Consider the following 25033-nt stretch of genomic DNA (forward strand, 5'->3'; position numbering starts at 1 on the left):
AATGGCATTTTCAAAAGAGTGGGAAGAAGTATATCAAAATCAAAATCATTTAAGTATTTGGCCTTGGTCGGATGTAGTAAGTTATGTAAAGCGACATACTAACGCATCTGGAAGTGATTTTAAAGTATTGGAATTAGGTTGTGGAGCAGGTGCAAATATACCTTTTTTTAAGAGCTTAAATGTTGAATATCATGCGATTGATGGAAGTCCTTCAATAGTAGAAAAGTTACATACACAATTTCCAGAGTATAAAAATAATATTCAAATAGGAGATTTTACGAAACTTGATTTTGGAAAAAATAAGTATGATTTAATATTAGATAGAGCTTCAATTACACATAATACTACCCGCGCGATTAATGAATGTTTAGCGAACGTATATAAGGCTTTGAAAAATAAGGGTACTTATATAGGAATAGATTGGTTTTCGTCAGCACATTCGGATTTCAATAAAGGTTCGCTATTAGAAAATGATTTATATACAAAAACAGGATTTACAGAAGGACAGTTTTCTGGTTTAGGAAATGTACATTTCTCTGATAAAGATCACTTAATGAAACTATTTTCAGCTTTTGAAATAAAAGTATTGGAGCATAAAGTAAGTAATTTTGAATTACCTAAACAGCATCAGTTTGCGTCGTGGAACATAGTTGCAACTAAAGTAGAGAATAGTCTATTAGGAGAGATTTTAGTATGACATTTTCAAAAGAATGGGAAGAAATTTATAAAAGTCAATCACATTTAAGTGTCTGGCCTTGGTCTGACGTAGTAAGTTATGTAAAACGATATACAAATGCCAAAGGTAGTAACTTTAAAGTATTGGAATTAGGTTGTGGAGCAGGAGCGAATATACCGTTCTTTGAGAGTTTAGGTGTAGAGTATCATGCGATTGAAGGAAGTCCTTCAATTGTAGAAAGGTTACATAAACAATTTCCTAAATATACTCAAAATATTCAGGTAGGGGACTTCACAAAATTAAATCTTGGAGAAAATTATTATGATTTGATTCTAGATAGAGCCTCATTGACGTGTAATGACTCGGAAGCAATTAATGCAACTTTAAAAAATATATATCGTGCATTAAAACAAGATGGAGTACTGATAGGGATAGACTGGTTTTCTACTTTACACTCGTCATATGCGGAAGGTGAATTTCAAAAAGATGATATATATACAAAGTTTAATATATCAACAGGACATTTGTCAGGTTTAGGAATTATTCATTTTACGGATAAAAATCATTTAATGGATTTATTAGAATATTTTAAAATAGAAGTATTAGAACATAAAATCAATGAAATGAATATACCTACTACTGAAAAAATAGCAATGTGGAATTTTGTAGCTAAAAAATAAAGGTTGCGGGAGTTGGTTAAGTTGAGAGACGCAGTTATAGTAGGTGGAGGGATTGTAGGAATCCTTGCAGCAATTCAGCTTAGACTAAAAGGGGTAAAAGTCACACTTATAGAAAAAGATTCAGAATGTGGAGGGCTCTTAAAGTCAGTACAAAATAATTCTGGAATTTACTTTGATTATGGGACACACATTCCAAGTGAAACCTCCAATGATGAATTAGATTCAATTTTATTTTCAGAGATGAATAATGATAAATGGAATTCTTTTTCAACAATCAAAGCAGGGAATTATTTCAATAAAAATTTATACGATAAAAGTCAATTCATATATCTACCCTCTTTAAAATCGAGTTCGTATGAAAATGGATTATTTCAACTACTAAATTCTAAGTTCAGTAGAAGAGATTTAGTTGAAAGTGATAATTTATTGGAATATTACAATAAATTATATGGTAGTATTTTTACTGAAGATATTTTTAGACCAATATTAAAGAAGTTTTTAGGTACAGACATGGAGTACTTACATTCATCTGCAGCCTCAGTTTTTAGCTTAACAAGGTTAATTCCAGGGAATGAATTTTTAACTAATAATCTGAAAAAAATTCCTTTATATGACGAAAAGCTGGCTTTTGTAAATTATCATGAGGGCGTTTCGAATCAAAAAAAATTCTATCCTATTAATGGATATGGAGTTCAACAATGGGTAATGGATATATTGCTAAAGGCTGAAACTCTAGGAGTTAAAATTTTAACAGAAACATTTATTACTTCAATTGATATAAAGGATAAGAGGATAGAAAGTTTGAAATTAAATACAGGTGAAATAATTAAGACTAATATCTTAGTTTGGACAGCAAATACATATTTGTTATCAAATTTAATAGGTTTAACAAATAACATGCAAAAACCAAAAATGAGAACAATGGTCTTATTTAATTTTGTATTTGACAAACATTTTTTAGTAGAGAATCATTACATAAATTGCTATGATTCTGATTTCAAAACATTCCGAGTCACATTATATCCTAATTTAAAATCGGGCCATTCCGAGAACACACCAATTAATTGTACAGTAGAAGTATTGATGAATAAAGGAGATTATTCAGATATAGAAAATGAAATATTCAACGAACTTGTAATTATGGGGATTATTAGTGACGATACTGAAGTCATTGATGTAGACAAAATAGAAATAAATGATGCGTTTCCAATAATTACACCTGAATACCATTATGGAATTAAGCTTAATAATGAAAATATAAGAGATTCAGTTAGGAATTTAGTAATGGCGGGAAAAGCAACTGGGGAATCTTTCTTTTTATCAGATTCATTAATTGATGTTTTTAATAAAATAAGAAAACTTAATTTTTAGGTGTTTCCATGTGCGGAAAATATGAAAAGGACTTAATAATATGAAAAAAATTTTAGTAATTGCAGCCCATCCAGATGATGAAATTTTAGGTTGCGGCGGAGTAATGGCGAAGCATGCTAAGGCAGGAGATTCTGTTTATTCAGCTATTTTAGCTGAAGGAATAACTAGCAGGGATTTAGAAAGAGATAAAACTATACACGAAGAAGACTTTAAGCTTTTATATAAAGCTGCTGAAAAAGCCAATCAGATTGTTGGTGTAAAAGAATTAAGATTGTTAGGCTTCCCTGATAATCGTATGGATTCTATTACGTTGCTAGATATTGTAAAACAAGTAGAAATATTAATTGAGGAAATTAAGCCTGATATAATTTATACACATCATATTGGAGATGTAAATATAGATCATCAAATGATTCATCGTGCTGTGGTTACAGCTACTAGACCTATACCAGGAAATCATTTTGTTGAGGAAGTTCTCTTTTTTGAAACTGCTTCTAGTACGGAATGGATGACGCCAGGAAGTGCTGCCCCATTTGTGCCGAATTATTATGTGAATATTGAAAATACATTAGAATTAAAATTAAAGGCATTGGAAGCATATGAATACGAAATGAGAGAATGGCCTCATGCGCGTTCAATTAAAGCATTAGATTATTTAGCGAAATGGCGTGGAGCTAATGTTGGCTTTGAAGCTGCAGAGGCGTTTATTTTAGGGCGAAAAATAGTAAAGTAAGGTGAATTACATGGTAGAGTTTATTTCATATGGTCGTCAATCAATAGACGGCGAAGACATCCAAGCAGTAGTGGACACATTACGTTCGCCTTATTTAACACAAGGACCAAAAGTTGCCGAGTTTGAACAAGCTGTAGCAGATTATGTAGGGGTAAAATACGCCGTTTCATTTTGTAATGGAACTGCTGCCTTACATGGTGCTTGCTCTGCTGCTGGGATTGGTGAAGGAGACGAGGTCATTACTTCACCAATTACATTCGCAGCAAGTGCAAACTGTGTGCGATATGTAGGCGGTACAGTAGTATTTGCTGATATTGATGCAACTACGTATAATATTGATCCGACAGAAATTCGTAAAAACATTACAGCAAAAACAAAAGCAATCATTCCTGTAGATTTCACAGGCCAGCCTGTTGATATAGATGAAATTATGACGATTGCAAAAGAGCATAATTTAGTTGTTATTGAAGACGGTGCACACTCTTTAGGTGCTACATACAAAGGCCGTAAAGTTGGGACAACGGCTGATATGACAATGTTTAGCTTTCATCCAGTAAAGCCTGTGACAACAGCAGAAGGTGGCATTATTGTAACAGATAATGAGGAATATTATAAAAAGATGCTACAGTTCCGCAGTCATGGCATTGAGCAGGTACCATACTCACCTGAAAAGGGTGGCTGGTATTATGAAATGACCGACCTTGGCTACAATTATCGAATGACTGATCTACAAGCTGCTTTAGGTGTTTCACAATTGAAGAAATTAGATACATTTATTGCAAAGCGTCAGGAACTTGCTGAACACTATAACCAAGCTCTAGTGAATGTTGAAGGAATTAAAATTCCACAGCAATTAGCTAATACTAAGTCTGGTTGGCATTTATATATGATTCAGCTTGAACATGCGAATCGAAAAGAAGTATTTAATGCAATGCGTGCAGCTAATATTGGAGTACATGTGCATTACATTCCGGTTTATTGGCATCCGTATTATCGTGATTTAGGCTACGAGCGCGGATTATGTCCTGTAGCAGAGGCATGGTATGAAAAAGCGTTGACATTGCCGTTACATCCAGGGATAACACAAGAAAATATGAACTTCATTATTGAAAAATTAGAAACTACAATTCATGATTGAAAGTTTTTAGGGAGTAGGTTAATTTAATGACACAAAACACAAACCAGTTAATTCAAGAAGCAATGGAATCATATTATGAATATGTTGCAAAAATTGAAGGCGGATGCAATTCAATTGTTGAATTGTTAAAAGCAGATGAGGTAGAAAAAGCGATGCATGGCATTAGAGATTTGAGTGATGGCTTAGTTTGGTTACTCGAAGTAGAACGCCATTTAGAAGGGCACTCTTATAAAATTGATAGCCCAATTTCACAAATCACGCCATTATTTCAAAAAATCAATGAAGCAATTGAAACAAATAATTTAGAAGCCGTTATTAATCTATTTGAAGCGGAATTTAATCCGTTGTTTTTAAATGCTAAACAATGGCAGTTTGAAGAAGTTATTAGTTAATTGATTTTAAATGAATATATTGAGGTACCCATGTCTATTGAGCAAAATAGACATGGGTATTTTTTATCCTAATAACTGCAAAATCCCTTGGCCCATCTGATTGATCTGCGCCATCATCGATTGGGAGGCTTGTAGTAAGACTTGATCTTTTTGGAGCTTGATTGTTTCCTTTGCGATATCCGTATCGCGTAGTTGGGATTCAGCCTTTGTTAAGTTTTCGTTAGCGCTTAGCACGTTGTTATACGCGTGCCCTAAGCGATTTGAAATAGCCCCGTATTCTGCACGGCGGTCACTAATTTTGGCAATGACGGCATCCACACGAGCTAACGCTTCCATTGCGGATTCGTATGGTGTGAGTGCCATGTCCTTTAAAAACAGGCGGAAATCGCGGTGGTCGTATAAGGGAATTTCAATATTTTGTCCTGAGTTGGCACCTGAGTGGATCACTAAAGGCTTCATCGATTCTTCTGTAAATGATCCACCTGATTCATTGGTGATTTTTTCGGCTAATGTCAGTAGCTGCTCACCAAACATGCCGTTGATGTCTAGGTATAAACCATCTGTCTCCGTATGAAGAGGGGAGAGCTGCGTATTCGATTCGCTATTTGTAATAACGGTTAATTTAGCTGAGCCATCTAGTTCTGCAATTACATCATCAATTGTATATTTCGAATAGATTTGGCTGGCTAGTATTTCATTATCATCAAAATTTCCATTACTATTTGAGTCTTCGTATGGTAATCTCTCATGAACGGTTGCATCTGTCACAAGGATATAGTTTTTCGTAGCGTCAGGACGGAATTTATCAATAGAATGTGCTTTTAAAATTCCTTCTAATCCGGATTCATCCCAGTCAGCCCCATTAGTTAGTTGAATACCATTGACACTATTTTTAAATTGGTCTACATCTAGTGGGAATCCTACAATTTCAGAAAGTACTGAATCACCGCCTAGGTTAACAGGAGGTGTCATTTTAGATTCATCGCCATATGTAACAAGGCCTAGATTAACATCGATGCCATGCGCTTTTAGTGCGGAAACGAAGTTACCAATGTTATTTTTTACATTTTGAATCAGCTGTCTCATACTCCCCGTATTATCAATCACAAACACAATATCCGCCTTCCCAGAGCCACCTGTAATGCCAGGTATAATTTCACTTGGTGGAATGAACGGTTTGATGGTATTGAATTCCGTATTATGCACGATATCGTCGATGCCCTCGATAATTTCGTTGATCTCTTTTTGAATCAGTTCGCGGTCTGGGTCGGTATTCGTATCGTTTGCCCCTTGAATAATGAGCTCACGTAACCGATTGAGCATCGGGCTTTGCATCGTGCCGAGTGCAGCGTCCATGACGTTGATGACGGAAATGCCGTCTTGAATGTTTTCGGAGGCTTGCTCTAAGCCGCGGATTTGCGCGCGCATTTTTTCGCTGATGGCTAATCCAGCTGCGTCATCGCCGGCTTTGTTAATTTGGTAGCCTGATGAGAGCTTATTTAACGTTTTATTTAGCTCGGTATTTGTCTAGTTATAGCGATTTTGAACGAATAAGCCTTGATTTTGTTGGATACGCATGGAAGTCAGTCCCTACTGTAATTTTGTATATTTAGTTTATAAAAAATAGTTTAATTTTCCAATAAGTAAGTCAAATTAACTAAATTATTCGTAGGTATAAATTATTGAATGTGCGCTACTATTTGTCAAGTGTTTCAAAAGTGTTTGGAAAATACGGTAAAACGTACAAGAAAACTGAATAAAAGACAAAAAACAGAATAATTGTAGAAAAAACAAGAAAAAAGATTGCAATATAGTTCTAAACAACCTATATTAGTATTTAATACAAATATTTGGAAGTGTGGTGTAGTTTCCGATGGCTAAAATTTATTTAGATGGAATTGCCTATAATCAGTTTGGGCATGATATTTTTTTTACACAACTAAATTTGAAAACCTTGCTTGCCTTATTTGAAGTAGATAGCAATGTACAAAGGGAATTAGATCCTCAAAGAAGGTTTGATATTCGTTCGTTTATTTTGGACAACCTAGAGCACGAACGGCCGTTTCATTTTACTTCATTTGTATTTAGTGCACGCGGGGAAATCCAGCAAGATGCGCAGGGCTATTACTTAACGTCCGGGAGTAAATTATACATAAACGATGGGCAACATCGTTCGAAAAGTATGGAGTCGGCATTGATGATGCTCAAGAGTTCTCTGGATGCGGCAGAATACGTAAAAAATACAGAAAAAGTAATCAAGCTAAAAGAACAAATTAAATACCTAGAGGATTTTCCGATTACGATGCAAATCTTCTTGAATTTAACTGTCAAGCAGGAGCGCCAGTTGTTTAGTGATCTGAATACGGAGCGAAAAGATGTTCACTCCGGTCAGCTTTTACAATATGATCACCGAGACGCCTATAGCATCCTGACACGCCAATTGGCCAAGCGCCTTCAACATCACATGGAAATCGAGCTTAACGCAGCGCGTGTGTTGAGCAGCTCCTCTGCCATCACGACACTGGTTGTCATGAAGCGCTGTATTTCGGCATTATTCGATGGCCTCTATACGGCAAAGGTCAACAAAATCACATTTTCTTATCCTCAGCAAGAAGTCGAACAAATTGCAGAAGCATTCTTTTTGAAATGGTTACAAATCTTCCCGAAGCAAGCACATAAACGCTCGCAGTATGTAACAGGTTTAACTGGAATCCAAGTCGCACTCGCCCTTACCGTTCATCACCTCACGAAAACACAAAAATTATCCTATCAAGAAGCCATCGAGCAACTAACGATTTTAAAAGATTTTAGTTGGACGCATACAGATCCGATTTTTCAATTTTTATACGTCAAAGAAAAAAATAGCATTGTCGGTCATTCCAATACTTATGCGATTCGCCGTATAAAAGAAAGCTTTATAAAAATGATTCAGCAGGAAATGGCGGTGAAATCATGACACAATATGTAACGCTTTTTACGGTACAAGAAATTGCAGAAAAGGTGCAGCAGCAAACCATGGTTTTACGAAAAACCGAGGCGCGCCATACACGAAAAATCCGGCAATATGTGATGGAACAATTTATGACAGGGGATGTCTACATTCCGCCGATTGTTGCTTCTGAAAACGACGGAAATCTCTACATTATCGATGGCAGCACACGGTTGCAGGGCATTCTTGACATTTTACCGCTTGTGAATCGTTTAATGCTAAGTGACGATTTAGAGGAGCAAACAAAGGCCATTCAGCTAAGCGCGAGTATTGGCGATGTGCCACTAGCTTTTCAAGTGTTTAAAAATTTCACGAAAAAGCAGCAGGAGCAATTGTATTTAGACGCCAATACTAAAGGCAAAAAAGTAGCGCTCTCGAAGCGAATCGCCTTTGATTCACGTAATACGATTAATACGGTAACCAATGAATTGTTGCAGCAGCATGAAGCTCTACGCTTTGCAGGGATTGAGCAGGAGAAGGTAAGCATCAATCGACCAGCGAATAAGAACTTTTTATCGCTAAGTCAACTGAGGGCAATCGTGGCACTGTTTGTTGTTGGAAAGGAAACAGAGTCGGGCTTACACACGCAGCATGTAGATAATGAGTTAATCGAAAAACGATTACCCCTGATCAATGCCTGGTTGGATGAGCTCTTTATCTTGGAGGGACCTGAAAAGATTGGGGATTACCAGATTTCGATCTTGGCGAGCTTTTTAGTTGTGCGGGCATTGGCCTATTATGCGCTACGCGGCGAGGAGTTTGTGACAACGAATAATAAGGAAACGTTTATCCGCAATCGCATGAAAGCGCTTAATCATATTAGTTGGGAGTCCTGTCAGCCGCTTTGGCAGCAGTTCAATGGGAATTACCGGGCTGGGGGACAGCTCTATTTTTTACAAAACAGCAAAAAAACATTGAACAGTATTATTGATTGGCTATGTCTTCAAGGGGGTGATGTGGTATTGGAAAACTCTTATTAACATAGAAAAAACCTCTGTATACGCGTCCTGGACAGACTAATCGTATACAAAGGCTTCAGCATCAGGAGTATCCTGAATAAATTTAGTATACTCCTTTTTTTACAGTTTGGAAATGTTTTGAAACTAAAAAGGAGGAATAACAATGATAAAAAACGCACGACACACACTTACGTATGACTCACAAGTAATCTTCGAAACGGTAGTAGATGGCCAGCAAGGGATCGCAATCATTGAAAAGGGGCACTATTACTTTACAGAAGGTAGACTAAGGCAGCTAATCACGCATAACGAAACGTACTATGCGACGAACTTAGCGGTAGCAAAACGTTTAGCACATGATATTTTAGGCTCGGCACATGCGGCGCCTTACTTCTTTTCAGATTTGGTGTGGGTACCGTTAGAGGTGCATAATCGCTCAGTGATGATTTATGTGGCACTGCATCAAATCGGACGTATTCGAAGCATTACCAAGGATACAACGATGCTGGAACTACACCACGGTATTAAAGTCTTGCTGAATATGAGTGTGCATTCGGTCTATAAACGATTATTAGTGAGCTGCGTTTTGAAAACACTATTAGACGTACGCAAAAAATTTTTATATGAGGCCGTCAGTCATGGGAAACCAGGCTTTGAAATTATTAAAGAGCAGGGCAATGTTTTTTATACGAAGAAGCGTGACGAGAAAGCAGACGACTAAACAAATCATGTATAGTAAGCATAGCGATTAACTAAAATACGAAAAGCGCCTTTGAGCGGTTAAATTAACGTTTTCAAAGGCGTTTTTTCAATAGAGAGCTCAAACAATAAGTAGCTATTGTTTGAAAATGAAAGGAAAGAACTATAAAAAAAAAATTTACAAATCCGATATTAAACACAGTACAAGTAACGCTTGGATTAATTCAAGGAGGATGAAAAAACATGCGTATAACAGGAAATCAAAATTTAGATATGGCATCAGTAAGTAAAGCTGTGACACCGCCAATATCAACACAATCTACTGTAAAGGCTGTTCAGCAGGGAAGCGAAACACCTAAATCAGCAGTAAAAGTATCAAATGGACCGACTGTTAGTTCATTAGACAATAATGAAGAAACTAAAGCAAAGCTTCAAGAGGCTGTTTCTATGATGAATGAGATACTTGAAACTAATGATAATACTTCAAGATTTCAATATCACGAAGGGTTAGACCGTTATTATGTAACGGTTGTTGACAAAAATACAGATGAAGTGGTAAAAGAAATTCCACCTAAAAAATTATTAGATGCATTTTATGAAATGCAAAAGATGATTGGTATGATTGTGGATGAGAAAATTTAATTAATTTTAGTAAAAGGTCTCTCAGTTCGAGAGGCCTTTTATTTATGCTTTTTTACATAAGAAAACACCCACGGCCTCGTGTAAGAACGAGGTGTGGGTGTTTTGACTATGACTAATTTGTTTGCTTTTTAAATACAATGGTCGGACTTGCTGTTGTAAATGAAGCGAGCCATTCATCATTGCTAGTGCTGCGTGTAGAATTTAATGTAATCGTTGTTTTACCAGCCTTTAATTCCTCTAAATTTAATTCGAAGGTAGCTGTGTAATGCAGTACAACGCCTGTAGCGATAGACAGCTCTTGATCGCTTACACTTACATTGTTGTCAGTAGCAGTAGTGCCAGACTTCACTAAAAGAGGTGCCGGTTGATTGACCGCCTCTGTAAAGGTGATTGTTAAGCCTGAAACAAGGACACTTCCCTCCATATTGAATGAAGTATCAATTTGGTAGTCCATTTCTAAATCATTCAATGGTGTAATGGCGATTGTATAATCATCCTTCACTTGAATTTGAACTTGCTGACGTAAGCCATTTTTCGTAGTAAGTGTCACAATTTCAGTGCCGATTGCTAATGCATATACATTAGCACCCTCAATTCGAATGATTGAAGAAGTGTCTGTGCTATAAGCAAACGAGGCGTAAGAATTGATTGCTAAATTAGCAAATAAATCCTGTTGAACAATGTTAAATGCTGCGTTAACCGCTGTTAATGTGCCAGCATACAGAACCGTTTTGCCGTCTTTCGTAGCACGTACGATTGCTGTTTCGTTTGTATCTGTATTTGTAAATCCGAATACAGTATTGCCATCAACAAATACTTGGTCACCTTTTAATACCTCAAGGCTTGTCGCATCTGCTAATGTGACAGTAGGTACAGCAACCTCGGGCTTGATTTCGTATTTATCGTCTGAGCTATTGTACTCGACTTCAATTTGAACGTAGCTGCCGTCCACCATGTAAATCCCAGTACCTACAGCTATTGCGTGCCATTTACCATTTGCATAGGATACGACATCTTTTTGTGCCTTATGCTCGACAGTTGTGTAAGCTGTCTGTGCATCTTCCGCTAATTCCGTCGCTGTTAATTTATAGTTTGTATCAATCGATACATTGTAGATTTTTCTATCTGTTGTAAACGAACCACTTGTGCTTGTATTCGTAGCAGTTAGTGGCGTTGGATAAATGACCGTATAGTCCACACCATCTACTGTATGTGTCACTACACGTAAATTACCTTTTACATCAGTTACAGCTGTGCTATAGACAAGTGCTTCTTGAATTTGAGATGCCGTGAAGTCCACCTTAAATTCATTTGTAGTCGTATCTACTACAGCCTGTGAGTAGACTGTTTTAAATTTATTTGTTTCGTTTTTGATAACAAATACTGTCGGTGTTTCATCGATATATGTGATACGTAGCCCTGTGCCCTCTGAAACGGCTGTTGCTGTACCTGATTGCGTAATAGCAATTGGTGCAAAGCCAAATTCATTGTAGGCCACAAATGATGTAAATGGTTCAAATGTGAAGCTACCACCAGCTGTTACAGTTAATACATACAGTGCCTGCTTGCCTTCGTTCCCTTTCACGATGACATGTGCTGTACCAGGTTCACCTGGGTACACGGTTACAATTCCATTGCTTACTTGAATGACACCTTGCTTCGATTCTAAGGCTGTCCCATTTGCATGGGTTACGCCCGTCGCATAGAAGTTAAAGTGCGAGAAGTTGTAAGAGCCACTTACCGGTGTTGATGCAACGACAAGGTTATTGGCATCACCCGTTACAGTAACGGAAAGTTGAATAGATTGTGTGCCGTCTGCGTCTGTTACGGTTACATATTCGTGACCTGTAGCGTTTGGTGTTAATTCGACAATCTTTTTGCCATTAATCGTGTCAACTGTTGCTGTTACGATTGTATTTGTTGAAACGATCGTAGTAGCGTTCGGTAAAATATCGTGAATATCCGCTTGCTTTTGTGTGATTTTTTGAGCGCTCATGACACCGCCTTTTGTAATGACAATGCGGTAAATATCATTTCCGATTGTAACATCTCTAAATGACTGTTCACCATTTGTATCAAGGGTAAAGTCAACGGCACTTGCAAGGAAGTTTGCATCTACTGACATAAACGCTGATACATCCTCAATTGGAGCGCCTACTAATTGAACAGTAATTGGTGCAGCGTTAACCGCTAGTTTCCCGTTCACTTTTTGAGCAACGACATTATAAAGCTTTCCGTCTACTGTTGCGATGAGGCTGCCTTCTGTTAATGCATAAATCGTATCTCCTACAAAGCGAACAATGTTATTATTTGTAGTTTTTGCTGTAATAGATGTTGCACCTGAAATTTCATGGCGAGCGAAAATTGGACTTGCAATGACTAATTTTGAGTCTTGTTCTGTTACGGCAAAGTAAACAGTTGTTTCGCCATTATTAATCGTTAGTTTTGCCTCACCTGTATTTTTAGCAAGAATCACTAATGTTTTCGTAGCCCCTGTACCGATTGTTTTCGCTGAGATTACGCCAGAGCCAATGATAGGCGAAATATTGTGTGCAGTAATTTCAGATATTCCTAAATCCGCAGCAGTGAATGTAAGCTGAACAGCTGGCTGGCTAACCTCTAGCTTGTATTGACTATCTACAAGCGTTACAGAAATTGTTTTAATTTCTGTGCCGTCTTGAATTTGAACAATACCTTCTTTTTGTGCATAGACAGTATTTCCTACAATCTTAATAACATCCGAAGTGCTATCAACTAATGTTGGTGCGTTTGCAAATGTGGCTTTAACGACATTAGGTTTAATATCGAATTTCAAATCAGATTGACGATCGATTGATACGTTCATTAATACTTTTACGGTATTTAATGTACCCTCTAGCACCGTTTTCCCTGATTTAAGTGCGTAGATTTTGTTGTCACGCACTTGCGCGAATTCATTTGACGTCCAATCTGTAATAGCTTGCTCATCAACTGTTAAGATTGGATTTGGAGTAACTGTTAAATCCTTCGCTGCAATTGTTGGTAACAGCTCTGTGCCGTTATGAGTAACAATTACGGCGACATTTGTACCATCTGAAACTCTGATTTCAGCTGTACCATTGCTTTGACCGATTAGATACAGTTTCTGTGCATCTGCACTTAGCTGTTTTGTTACAGTAGAGCCTGTAATGTCAACGCCTTGGAATGTTGCAAGACCTAAATCCGTAGCTAAAATTGTTGCTAGGTTATGCTCACTTTCTTGAATACTATAGAGTTCGGATTGCGCGTTTTTGCTAACTGTCACAGTCGTAGCTTTTTTGCCATCCGCGCTCGTTTTGAATAATGCATTGCCAGCAGCAGTAGGGTAGTAAGTGCTCGAATCTTGACGGAATGTCAATCCAGCTGTAGCTGTCAGTTCTGTTGCATTTTCCAGCTCAATGCTTACTGGTATTGCTGTTGCTTTAAGGTTGCCATCCGTGCTTTCTACAATGACATTGACAAGCCCAACAACATTGCCACCTTGTTTTAGGACGATTGACGTTGTGCCTGCACCCTTAGATGTAATATTTAATCCATCCGTAGTAGTAGTAACAGCGATTAAGTTGCTATTATAAGCCTCTGCTGTAATGTTATTAGCTGCATTGGATAAGCCCATATCTACAAATTTTAGGGCATTTACACTTGCTTGCTCGGTTACAAGGAATGCACCGTCTTTGTTGTTCGTTACATTAAATGTTAAAGTCGTTGTTTTTCCATTAACCGTATCTTGTACCTTTAATGTTGCCTTCTCAAATACGGTACCTGCATAAATAATAAGATTATCTCCATCGATTTCAGCGAACGCAACATCAGCTGGTGTGTTTTCGGCAGTGACTGTTGTCGCTGTTAAGCCATAATCAGCTAATTTAAATGCTTTCATTTGGCGTTCATCAACATTCAGCTTGTAAAGGCCATCTTCAAATGTTGTGCTAGCTATGATGCGGTAATTCGTTGTAAACACCTTTTCTTCGGCTGCTACGTCAGCAATGGCATAAAGTGTTGTACCATCTAGCTTTAAGTTTGGAGACGTAAATGATGCCGCCTCTTTAAGCTCATATTTCACAAATTCAGCAGTTGCAGTTAGCTCACCATTTGTACGTGTAACCGTTACGTTAATTAAACGATTATCAGCTAGTTTTAATACAGCGTTACCTTCAGTAAGTAGGTATAGCTTGTTAGTTGTAGAGTCAACTCGTACGTTTGTGCCTTTATATAGTTCCGCGCCGACCATGTTTGTATCTAAATCTAATTCCGCTGCCTTCAGTGCTGATGGTACACCATTTGTGACCGTTGTATGGTAAAGCATGTTAACGCCACCACTTGTAATCATAATGTCTGAAACGCCTGTGTTTTCAGTAGCATAGATGACTAATTCGTTTGATGTTTCGCTAATTGCTGTTTCGACACCGTTTAATACCGTGCCTACAGTAGCGATTGTGCCAGCAATATTTGCAAGGTCAAATGTAACAAATTTCATTGCTGCTGATTTTGTCAGGCTATAGTGCCCATTTTGCTGTGTGACTGCAATTGAATAAACGTCAGCGCCGATATTGACTAATGCTGTGCCAGTTTCTTTTGCATAAAGCGTCATGCCAATTTCCGTTAAGATTACCCCGTTTGTAATGGTATCGACAGCAGTAGTCATTTCCGTGCTTACAAACGTTGGTGCTGTAGCCTGTAACAGATTTGTTTGTGAAGCGTTGACTGTTGTGTTGACGAACGCATTCGCAAATTTGAACGCTGTATTTCCAGCTTCTAGTGCGTAAATTGTCAGGCTATTATCCTTCCAAACAGCACGTGCTTGGTCGTTTTCAAGAACTTCATTAATTCCAGTAGGGAAGCCTAATGAACTTACATCAAGTGCAGTAGCCGCCTCTTTTGCCTCTGAAATTGAGCCATCCTCTGCGATTTTAATATTAATCACTGCATGATATTTTGTTGTATCCGAACCAATTGTTCCTTCTACTAATAACGAAACGGTTTGAGCTGTTGATGCCCCGTTGCTATATAGGACTACGTTATCTGTACCACGGACAAATTGGATAGCATTTGCATTGCCTTTTAGGACTGTCGCAGAAGTTAATGCCGTTAAGCCAAGCTGCTGAGCAGATACGACAGAGCTTGTAATCGCTGTTTTTGTCATAGACACTTGCTTGTTCGCAGCTTCTACTACATGTACCTCATAGACGTTTCCATCAATTTGCACTTTCGTTGAACCAATACCTGTTGCATAAATGATACCTGTTGCTGTGTCTAGGCGAACAACATTTGGATCCGTTGCATTACCTGGTAAAGCTGCGATAGTTTTGCCGCTTTCATCGAGTGTAAGTGGTGTAACAGCGACTTGATATTCACCTGTCGTTGCACTCTTTGTTACGTGAATGGCTTGTAGGTCTGTACCAACTGTTGCATACGTATGACCCTCTGCAAATGGATATAATTTATTATTTACAGCATCAAAGCGAACAAGCGCTGGATTTTGGAATGCTGGTGCTTGTGCAAATGCCGTATAGTCCTGTTCAGCGATTGTAGATGTTAGCTGAATCGCGCTAGCTGCATCCAATTTACGAGCTACTTGTACAAGTGTTCGTAGGTTTGCGTCAGCTGTAGATTTGACAATAATTTCACCTGTGCCCGTTGTATTGCCTGTTAATTTGCTATAGGCAACTAGCTTTTCAACGATTGTTCCATTTTCCTCTACTTCCACAATGGCTGCATACGTTGAGCTGCTATTGCTGTTTGATTCAATTGTTAAGCCGGATGTAGACGAGAAGCCTAAATCACTAGCTGTGTAAATTGCTAAACCTAATGATACAGGTTCTGACATTGTGTAATGACCATCTACTACTGAAATCGTAATTTGCTTGATTTCGTTGCCAACTAATAGCTCGACTTTTCCTGCTGCAAGACCATATACTTTTGTTCCTTCAATACGTACTAATGCAGCATCTGAAGGGTCGATTAAAATTGGGACTGCTGCTAATGTTTTAGCAACAACTTCTTTTTCTACTTTGAATGAATTATCTGCTTCTTTCGTAACAGTAAAGTTCACGATGGTAGATTTTGAATTAGCACCGCTAATCGTAAGGGATGTTTTTCCCTCTGCGACACCGTATACGCTAATATTATTGCCGTACTCCGTTTTCGTTAGGATAGCTGCGTTATGACCTGTTGCAGTAAGGTTGCCAGTTAAGTCAAGCTCTGTACCAGTCACTGTAAGGCTGTTTGTCATCACAGTATGATCCATTTCATAGTGCGTATCACTATTGGCTGAAATCGTAAATTGTACGATTCGGCCGTCTGATAAGAGCACCTTAGCGGTCGAATTATTTTTCACTGCATAAACTATATCGTTATAAATGCGAACGGCGTCGCCCTCGATTATTGTACCTGTAATATCAGCGCCTAAATCTGCTAAGTTATAAGATACTACATTACCTGTAATTGTACGCTTGCTCTTTGGATTCGCCGCATCATCTAATGCAGTTGTTACGTTTATAAGCAAAGTTTGGTTGTTTGAATCCGTTGCTGTATAAGTTGTTTTACCAGCCTTTAATGCATAGAGTTCAACTGTTTTACTTGAAACATTCGCACGTAGCATATCTGTTAAGTAGCTAGAAGTGGTAACGCCATTTAGGCCATATGCTGAAACATCAATTGAATCAGATTTTTCAACCTCTGCTACTAAGCCTGTATCATCCCGCTTAATGTACATGTAAGAGGTAGCTGTGCTTTCGTTACCAATGACTTGAATGCGTGTTTCCTCAGAGCTTGATGAAGAAATATCGAGTTTATCGCCATTGATGGTTGCCGTTGTTGTGCTACCAGTTGGAACGATGACCTCATTTAATGAGGTTAAGCCTAATTCATCCATAGAAATGGATTTTTTAAACGTAATGACACCTGTGTCTTCGAAAGCGTATTCTTTAGTCGCTTCGTTGTATGAAACCTTAATCGTATAGAAGCCTGATAAATTCGTATCTGTTTTGTGCTGAATAGGCACTTCGATTGTTGCGCTATTATTTGTTAGGCCGTTACCAGTTGCATATAAAATGCCATCTTTTACATGAGCAGCGGTCGAGCTAAATGTTGCATTTGAAAGTTCGAAGTCGTTTAGTTTTGCTGATAAATCATGTTTTACTGGTGCTGTCGTAATTTCGTAGTTGCCAGCAGTATTGGATACGGTCGTATTGACAACCGTAGTATTTGAGCCGTCTGTTACTTTAAATGTACGTTCGCCGTCCTGGAATCCGTAAATATAAAGTTTATCGGCAATTGTAATCGCACGCGCAGTAGTTGTTAACTCGTTTGAGACAGAAGTAAGAGCATTTAAGCCTAAATCTGTCGCTGTAATTTCAGCGCGGTCGATTTCGACTGAATATTCATTGCTTGCATTTTTAGTTACGTGAATAATCGTTTGCTGTGGTACGGCAGCACTTGATTTTAAAATAATTGTTGATGTACCTACTTCAGACATGCTTACAAGCAATTGAGAGTTACTTGAAATTTTATAAAGCTGTGTCGTTTGATTGGCAGTTGTTGCGCTATCAAAATCGCTCATGTGTAACTCAGCTGCTGTAATCAGCTTGTTTGTAATCGCTACAGGCTTTTCAATTAAATATTGGTTGTTTTCAAGCTTTACTTCAATTGAATATTGCTTGCCGTTAGAAAGCGTTACATATGTTGTACCTGCTGATACGGCATATAATGTAAGGCCAGATTTACGTAAGCTTGAACCCTGTAAATCCTGTATTGTAGCACCTGTATTATCGTCCGTTGTATTAGTTGAAGTAATAACATTTGTTAAATCTAAATCGACAACCTTGAATGTTGGTACGGCAATCTTTCCGCTTGTGTTCGTTGCTTGGAAATTTAAGATTGCTGATTTATCCTGAATATCCTTTACAATAATTGAGCCGCTCGCTGCAGCGTTCGCAAATAATTGTAGCGCTGAGCCACTCTCATAGACATGGACGTTTGTTGTATTTGGATAAATATCGATTGACTTAATAGCTTCTAGCTTTAAAGTATTTGCAATTGAAACGGCTGTTGATTTTGCAATTTCAGGCACGTTAACGGTAGCTGTTATATCCGTAAATGACGTATTTACGGTTAAGGCTGTTGAATTTGTACCATCTGATACTTTAATGTTTTCTCCACCAGCAATACGAGGATATAAGGCAACACTGTCTGTAAGTGTTAAGCCGCCTACTTTAGAAGCAGTTAATGACGTAACCCCATTAGGTAGGCCTAAATCAGTATAAGATACAATTTGTGGTGTAATTGCTAATGCGTCCGTGATTGTATAAGCGCCATTTGCATTAGATACATAGACTCCTGTTAAATTGCCTAGTAAATCAGTGTCTGTCTTATTTGTTTGAATAATCGCTAATGCGTTTTGTAATTTTGTAGCAACAATTTTTACTTCGCCATTGACTTCTACATAGCGGAAATCATCATTACCTTCGATTAATACTCCGTTTGGTGCTGTTGTAGCTAATACTTCTTGTTTAGTAATATTCTTATTGGCATCGACTGTGACTGAAACTAATGTTGCATTTCCTGCCGCATCTACTACACGTACCGTCGTTGAGCCTTCTTTTAATGCAGTAAAGACAAGTTTACCGTTTGCCACTGTATTTGAAATGACACCTGCTGTTGAGTACTCAAATTGTTCTAATGGTGCAGATGCTAAGAGTAGGTCTTTTTCTGACATTAATTCAGACGTATTGTACTCAGGAGTTAAATCCGTAAGTAACTGTTTAATGTGCTCTGTCGTTGTGTATTTTTCTTCGTTAGCAACAAGCTCATCCACATAGTGCTTTAAGAAAAGGCTATCAAAAGTAGCGGCGCTCGTAGAAGAAATTGTCGCTAATAAAATGCGAATCATATTTGGATTTCCAGTTGATTGTGCAAGCTTCGCTAATTGTTTGAGCATTGGCACATAGTGACTAGATGGACTATTACTGCCACTCCCCCCTAGACTAAGTGCGTTTTCTGATGCATAGAGTTCTTTCGCGTTATTTAAGGTAACGCCATTGATTGTTTTTGGTACGGTAATTTCAACGTAATTTAAGCCATTGCTATTTACTTTCCAAGTTAGACCAGTAAGCTTTGTGTCGCTGTACACTAATTGATCTTCTTTTAAAATAACAAAGTATTTTAAAGCCTCCTGTACAGAAACGGTACTTCTATAAGTTGTATTAATTTTAAATGTGGCTGTACTCGATCCAAATGATTTATCAATCGCAATTAAACCTACAGATGGTGGTGTTAGCTTTGCAATTTTGAAATCTGCGCCGACACCTGTGTATAAAATGATATCCGTCACATCGTTATACATAGTTAAGCTGCTGTTAGCTGTATAAAGAGTAGCGTCAGTAGGTGTAGCGGTGATGCCTGTAAGGTTCTCGCTAGCCGTAAAGAATTTGTAATAAATTGGTGTTGAAATCATGCTATCAACATTAAATTTGATTTTTCCTAATAGGTTGCCATCACGTACTGCTGTAGCATTAAATGTTGCAGGTGTGCTAGCAGCAGGCTTTGAGAAAATATCATGAGCTGCAGTAATGTCTGTATAGGTTGTAGCGTCAGCTGTATGCTTTAGCTTAATATTTCCAGTAGCTGTAGGTAAGGCAATATTAATTAGTGAAATCCAGCCATCTGTATTTGTATTCGCATCATTTGTAGGTGCTGTTATTAGTAATTCTCCAATTGTTTTAGTTGAATCACTAGAAAGCTCGATAGCGCCTTGTAGCTCTAACGTTAAGCTTGCTACATCTGCGTTAAGTGTTGTAGCTAATACATTCTTTTTAATTGAAACGTTCGCCAATTGATTGGCGTTAATTGTGACATCATTGCTTTGGATGTCGATTGTAGAGAAAGGCTGTGCATTAGCGTTTGTATCAACAGTTACGTTAGAACGTTGAATTGTTAAGGTTTTGCCACTGTAGTTGCCAGCAAAAGTGATTTCTAGCTTAGATGTTGTACTAGCCTGTGCAAATTGAATACCTTCTGTTGCTGCAATACGATTATTTAATAATGAACGTTTAGCAATGAGTCCTGAATCAGCTGGGGAAATAATTACCTCATTAGATGAAACATTTTGAACTTGAAGTGCGCTATTCGTTGTTTGGATTGTTAAAGTATCTGCCGCTACATCTTCAATTGTTTGAACGTCGCCTGTAACGGTTAAATCGCCAATTTCAGGTGCGTTTTCTAAAGAAAGGGTGTTACCTGCAACTGATAGAGTAAGAGCTTTAATTTTTTTGACTTCGTTATTTTCAACTTCTACGACTACGTTTTCTACATTCCCGAATGCTCCGTTAAAAATACTTTGGTGTGCCGCTGTAATTGCATATTGTTGGTCATTTACAACTAGCATGTTGTCTGCTGTAACAGTTGGAGACCCGGTTTGAACCTCAGTTGGTGCAACAGGCACTGTAACAAGTCTAGCAACAGCTGAAGTTAAAGCAGCTAAAGCATCATCAATTTGTGCTTGAGAAGCTTTTGTGTCAGCTAAAATAGCTTGAGCAGTAGTAATAGCCGCTGTTAATGAGGCAACAGAATCAGCCATGTAAAGCTTTTGGTCAAGCGCTGAAGCTTTTGATAGCTGAGCTTGAAGCTTAGACGTATCCACTGTCACAACAGGCGGTGCTGAAACAAGGCCGGTAATCGCTGAAGTTAACGCAGCTAAAGCGTTATCAACTTGAGCTTGAGAAGCGTTAGTATCCGCTAAAACACCTTGAGCGTTAGTGATTGCCACCGTTAATGAGGCAACAGAATCAGCCGTGTAAAACTTTTGGTCAAGCGCTGAAGCTTTTGATAGCTGAGCTTGAAGCTTAGACGTATTGACGGTCACAACAGGCGGTGCTGAAACGAGTCCAGTAATTGCTGAAGTTAAAGCAGATAAAGCGTCATCAACTTGCGTTTGAGTAGTGTTAGTATCCGCTAAAACGGCTTGAGCGTTAGTGATTGCCATCGTTAATGAGGCAACAGAATCAGCCGTGTAAAACTTTTGGTCAAGCGCTGAAGCTTTTGATAGCTGAGCTTGAAGCTTAGACGTATCCACTGTCACAACAGGCGGTGCTGAAACAAGGCCGGTAATCGCCGAAGTTAAAGCAGCTAAAGCGTCATCAACTTGCATTTGAGAAGCGTTAGTATCCGCTAAAATACCTTGAGCTGTAATGATGGCTGCTGCTAATGTGGCAGCAGAATCAGCCGTGTAAGGTGATTGGTCAAGAGCCGAAGCCTTAGAAAGCTCTGCTTGAAGCTTAGACGTATCCACCGACACAACAGGCGGTGTAACAGGCGCTAAAACAAGACCAGTAATCGCCGAAGATAAAGCAGCTAAAGCATTATCAACCTGTGCTTGAGAAGCGTTAGTATCCGCTAAAATACCTTGAGCTGTAGTGATGGCTGCTGCTAATGTGGCAACAGAATCAGCCGTGTAAGGTGATTGGTCAAGAGCCGAAGCTTTCGTTAGCTCCGCTTGAAGATTAGCAGTATCTACCACTACGATAGGCGGTGTAACAGGCGCTAAAACAAGACCAGTAATCGCCGAAGATAAAGCAGCTAAAGCGTCATCAACTTGCGTTTGAGAAGCGTTAGTATCTGCTAAAACAGCTTGAGCTGTAGTAATGGCTACTGCTAATGTGGCAACAGAATCAGCCGTGTAAGGTGATTGGTCAAGAGCCGAAGCTTTCGTTAGCTCCGCTTGAAGATTAGCAGTATCTACCACTACGATAGGCGGTGTAACAGGCGCTAAAACAAGACCAGTAATCGCCGAAGATAAAGCAGCTAAAGCGTCATCAACTTGCGTTTGAGAAGCGTTAGTATCTGCTAAAACAGCTTGAGCTGTAGTAATGGCTACTGCTAATGTGGCAACAGAATCAGCCGTGTAAGGTGATTGGTCAAGAGCCGAAGCTTTCGTTAGCTCCGCTTGAAGATTAGCAGTATCTACCACTACGATAGGCGGTGTAACAGGCGCTAAAACAAGACCAGTAATCGCCGAAGATAAAGCAGCTAAAGCGTCATCAACTTGCGTTTGAGAAGCGTTAGTATCTGCTAAAACAGCTTGAGCTGTAGTAATGGCTACTGCTAATGTGGCAACAGAATCAGCCGTGTAAGGTGATTGGTCAAGAGCCGAAGCTTTCGTTAGCTCCGCTTGAAGATTAGCAGTATCTACCACTACGATAGGCGGTGTAACAGGCGCTAAAACAAGACCAGTAATCGCCGAAGATAAAGCAGCTAAAGCGTCATCAACTTGCGTTTGAGAAGCGTTAGTATCTGCTAAAACAGCTTGAGCTGTAGTAATGGCTACTGCTAATGTGGCAACAGAATCAGCCGTGTAAGGTGATTGGTCAAGAGCCGAAGCTTTCGTTAGCTCCGCTTGAAGATTAGCAGTATCTACCACTACGATAGGCGGTGTAACAGGCGCTAAAACAAGACCAGTAATCGCCGAAGATAAAGCAGCTAAAGCGTTATCAACCTGTGCCTGAGAAGCGTTAGTATCTGCTAAAACAGCTTGAGCTGTAGTAATGGCTACTGCTAATGTGGCAAAAGAATCAGCCGTATAAGGTGATTGGTCGAGAGCCGAAGCCTTAGAAAGCCCCGCTTGAAGCTTAGATGTATCCACCGACACAACAGGCGCTACAACGAGTCCTGTAATCGCTGAAGTTAATACAGCTAAAGCGTCATTAACTTGCGCTTGAGAAGCGTTAGTATCCGCTAAAACAGCTTGCACGTTAGTGATAGCCGCTGTTAACGTGGCAACAGAATCAACTGTGTAAAGCTTTTGATCAAGCGCTGAAGCTTTTGATAGCTGAGCTTGAAGCTTAGACGTATCGACTGTCACAACAGGTGGTGTAACAGGCGCTACAACGAGTCCTGTAATCGCTAAGGTTAAGGCAGTTAAAGCCGCATTGACTTGTGCTTGAGAAGCGTTCGTATCAGCAAGGATGGCCTGAGCTGCTTGAATCGCTGAAGTTAACGTCGTAACAGAATCTACTGTGTAGAGCTCTTGATCAATACCCGAAGCTTCATCCAATGCTACTTTAAGCTTAGAGTTATCAACTATACTCTGTAGAGGAGGCGAAACTACATTGTTGTTGTTTGACCCTGGATTTGAAGGTATAACAACAACAGGATTAGATGGCTGATTAGACATAAATTTAGTAATAAATTCTGACCAGCTATAGGTATCGTTATTAACAACAGCTTGTAGAACATTAATTGCAGAACTTATATTAAATGTTGAAAAATTATTTGCTGAACTGTGTAAATGTGATATTGAAGCCGTTCCTAAAAGCTGTAATAAATTAGTAACGTAAACATTTAGGAATGCTCCGTTTAATGTTAATGTCGCTGTAGTAAGTGCATGCAGATTACTAATTAATGAATTTTCATTGGTAATAGTTGATTGTGTAGTTTCAATATGTAAATCGTTAATAGACGAGTTAGCAAATGTAGCTACTGTTTGTTGATTTGCATTTGCCATAGGTAATAAAGAAGCAGTTTTTGCACGTTCTTGTTGAATATCTACAGTTAGAGCAGTTACTTGATCAAATTTTAACGTAGTAGGAGTAGCTGAATAACTAATTTTACTAGCTTGAACATCTTTTAAAAGTTCAAGCGAAGCTGGTAGGGTAAGTGTGTTAATTATACTGCCTTGAAGATTAAGTTTCTCAGCATTTGCCGAAATGTGTAAGTTATCAATTGTCTGTAATTGATTGTTCTTAATAGTAATGGAAATGGCAGCATCCTTAAGTGCTGGCGCATTACTAGCTAAAGATAAAAATTTGAAATCAGAATCGAATTTATATTTTGTCCCATCGATTGTTAAGTAGTTTTTAGTGATTTTTTCAATAGTTCCTGAAACTGTTTTTTTATCTATAAATTTACTATTTTCTGCACGTACTACAAATGAAGCAAATTGTCCGCGAGTAACGGCGCTCTTCATATCATATGTAGTAGCAGTTTTTCCTGTTGTAACACCTAATCCATAAAGTGAGGCAATATAAGGTGAATATTCATGTGATAACGAAACGTCACTAAAAGGATGTGTATGGTCAACACTTGTTAAACTAAATGCTTTAACTAGCATTTTTGATAATTGTCCACGAGTAACTGTGTCATTTTGTTTGAAACTACCATCTGGGAAACCATTAATAACTCCTGCTTCAACTAGTGCAGCGATATGTCCGTAAAATTGATGCGTTTGTGGTAAATCGATAAAATTCGGATTTGAAACATTTTGTGTATCTAAATTTAATACAGAAGAAAGGATTTTAGCAGCTTGTCCACGAGTGACAGCTTGCTCTGGTTTGAATGTACCATCAGGAAAGCCGTTAATAATCCCTCGCTCCAGTAAATTTATAATATTGTCATAATGTGTATTATTAGAATGTAAATCGTTAAATCCATTTCCTGCAACAGTTGCTGCAGGAATAGCAGAAAAAGTACTTGCGACTAATGATACTGCAATGGATGAATTTAAAATTTTATTTTTTGGATTTTTCATATTGAATAATAAGCCTCCTTCAATTAGTTCATGGTTTTTATCGGCACAGTTCCTTCAATTTGTAACGTTTGCACTAATTGGGAAAAGAAAATATTAGAGAGATTTACAATTTGTTTTATGAAATGTTCAAATTTAAAAATCAATTCCGATATAAAAAGGAGTAATCGTTTTAAAGTGGTTTTTATTGGTATATTTTAGGTAATTAAATTGAATAA

Annotated in this window: 12 protein-coding genes and 1 pseudogene; 10 read left to right on the forward strand and 3 right to left on the reverse strand. The window is 38.3% G+C overall.

All coding sequences use genetic code 11. The annotated features are described in order from the left end of the window. Window position 1: 1 nt before the first annotated feature. From NSQ62_RS02830 to NSQ62_RS02855, 6 genes are read left to right on the forward strand one after another with little or no spacing between them, the layout of a single operon-like run. A complete protein-coding gene (locus tag NSQ62_RS02830) occupies window positions 2-697 on the forward strand; it encodes a class I SAM-dependent methyltransferase (protein WP_341322416.1) in 696 nt (231 codons plus the stop codon). Then, complete coding sequence (locus NSQ62_RS02835; protein ID WP_341322417.1) at window positions 694-1356, forward strand: class I SAM-dependent methyltransferase; 663 nt, start codon at window positions 694-696, stop codon at window positions 1354-1356. Before NSQ62_RS02830 ends, NSQ62_RS02835 begins: the two co-directional genes overlap by 4 nt. A 21-nt stretch (window positions 1357-1377) precedes the next feature. After that, window positions 1378-2727, forward strand: a complete 1350-nt coding sequence (locus tag NSQ62_RS02840; RefSeq protein ID WP_341322418.1) for an FAD-dependent oxidoreductase — start codon at window positions 1378-1380, stop codon at window positions 2725-2727. A gap of 40 nt (window positions 2728-2767) precedes the next feature. After that, entirely contained in the window at window positions 2768-3460 is a 693-nt protein-coding gene (locus NSQ62_RS02845) for a PIG-L family deacetylase (RefSeq protein ID WP_341322419.1), read from the forward strand. A 10-nt stretch (window positions 3461-3470) separates the two neighbouring features. Further along, the gene (pseC, locus tag NSQ62_RS02850; RefSeq protein ID WP_341322420.1) at window positions 3471-4598 is read left to right on the forward strand and encodes a UDP-4-amino-4,6-dideoxy-N-acetyl-beta-L-altrosamine transaminase; all 1128 of its coding nucleotides are present in this window, start codon (window positions 3471-3473) and stop codon (window positions 4596-4598) included. 26 nt (window positions 4599-4624) lie between these two features. Beyond that, complete coding sequence (locus tag NSQ62_RS02855) at window positions 4625-4990, forward strand: hypothetical protein (RefSeq protein WP_341322421.1); 366 nt, start codon at window positions 4625-4627, stop codon at window positions 4988-4990. Between the two features lie 63 nt (window positions 4991-5053). On the opposite strand, the gene NSQ62_RS02860 is transcribed toward NSQ62_RS02855, so the two are convergent. Then, window positions 5054-5524, reverse strand: coding sequence for a flagellin (locus NSQ62_RS02860; RefSeq protein ID WP_341323873.1), 471 nt, complete (start codon window positions 5522-5524; stop codon window positions 5054-5056). Window positions 5525-5749: 225 nt separating this feature from the next. Continuing rightward, a pseudogene (locus NSQ62_RS02865) lies at window positions 5750-6505 on the reverse strand (flagellin); the annotation flags it as partial. Between the two features lie 358 nt (window positions 6506-6863). Here NSQ62_RS02865 and NSQ62_RS02870 point away from each other — a divergent pair. From NSQ62_RS02870 to NSQ62_RS02885, 4 genes are all read left to right on the forward strand, one after another. Beyond that, window positions 6864-7946, forward strand: a complete 1083-nt coding sequence (locus tag NSQ62_RS02870; protein ID WP_341322422.1) for a DNA sulfur modification protein DndB — start codon at window positions 6864-6866, stop codon at window positions 7944-7946. Further along, on the forward strand, window positions 7943-8959 hold the full coding sequence (locus tag NSQ62_RS02875) for a DNA sulfur modification protein DndB (RefSeq protein WP_341322423.1): 1017 nt from the start codon (window positions 7943-7945) through the stop codon (window positions 8957-8959). Before NSQ62_RS02870 ends, NSQ62_RS02875 begins: the two co-directional genes overlap by 4 nt. A 142-nt stretch (window positions 8960-9101) precedes the next feature. Next, the gene (locus tag NSQ62_RS02880; protein ID WP_341322424.1) at window positions 9102-9659 is read left to right on the forward strand and encodes a competence protein ComK; all 558 of its coding nucleotides are present in this window, start codon (window positions 9102-9104) and stop codon (window positions 9657-9659) included. A 221-nt stretch (window positions 9660-9880) separates the two neighbouring features. Beyond that, window positions 9881-10279 carry a flagellar protein FlaG gene (locus tag NSQ62_RS02885; protein WP_341322425.1) on the forward strand — a complete coding sequence of 133 codons (399 nt, stop codon included), beginning with the start codon at window positions 9881-9883 and terminating at the stop codon, window positions 10277-10279. Between the two features lie 112 nt (window positions 10280-10391). Here NSQ62_RS02885 and NSQ62_RS02890 read toward each other — a convergent pair whose 3' ends face one another. Continuing rightward, complete coding sequence (locus tag NSQ62_RS02890; RefSeq protein WP_341322426.1) at window positions 10392-24818, reverse strand: S-layer homology domain-containing protein; 14427 nt, start codon at window positions 24816-24818, stop codon at window positions 10392-10394. Between the last annotated feature and the right edge of the window lie 215 nt (window positions 24819-25033).

The organism is Solibacillus sp. FSL H8-0523, from assembly GCF_038051985.1.
GTDB lineage: Bacteria > Bacillota > Bacilli > Bacillales_A > Planococcaceae > Solibacillus.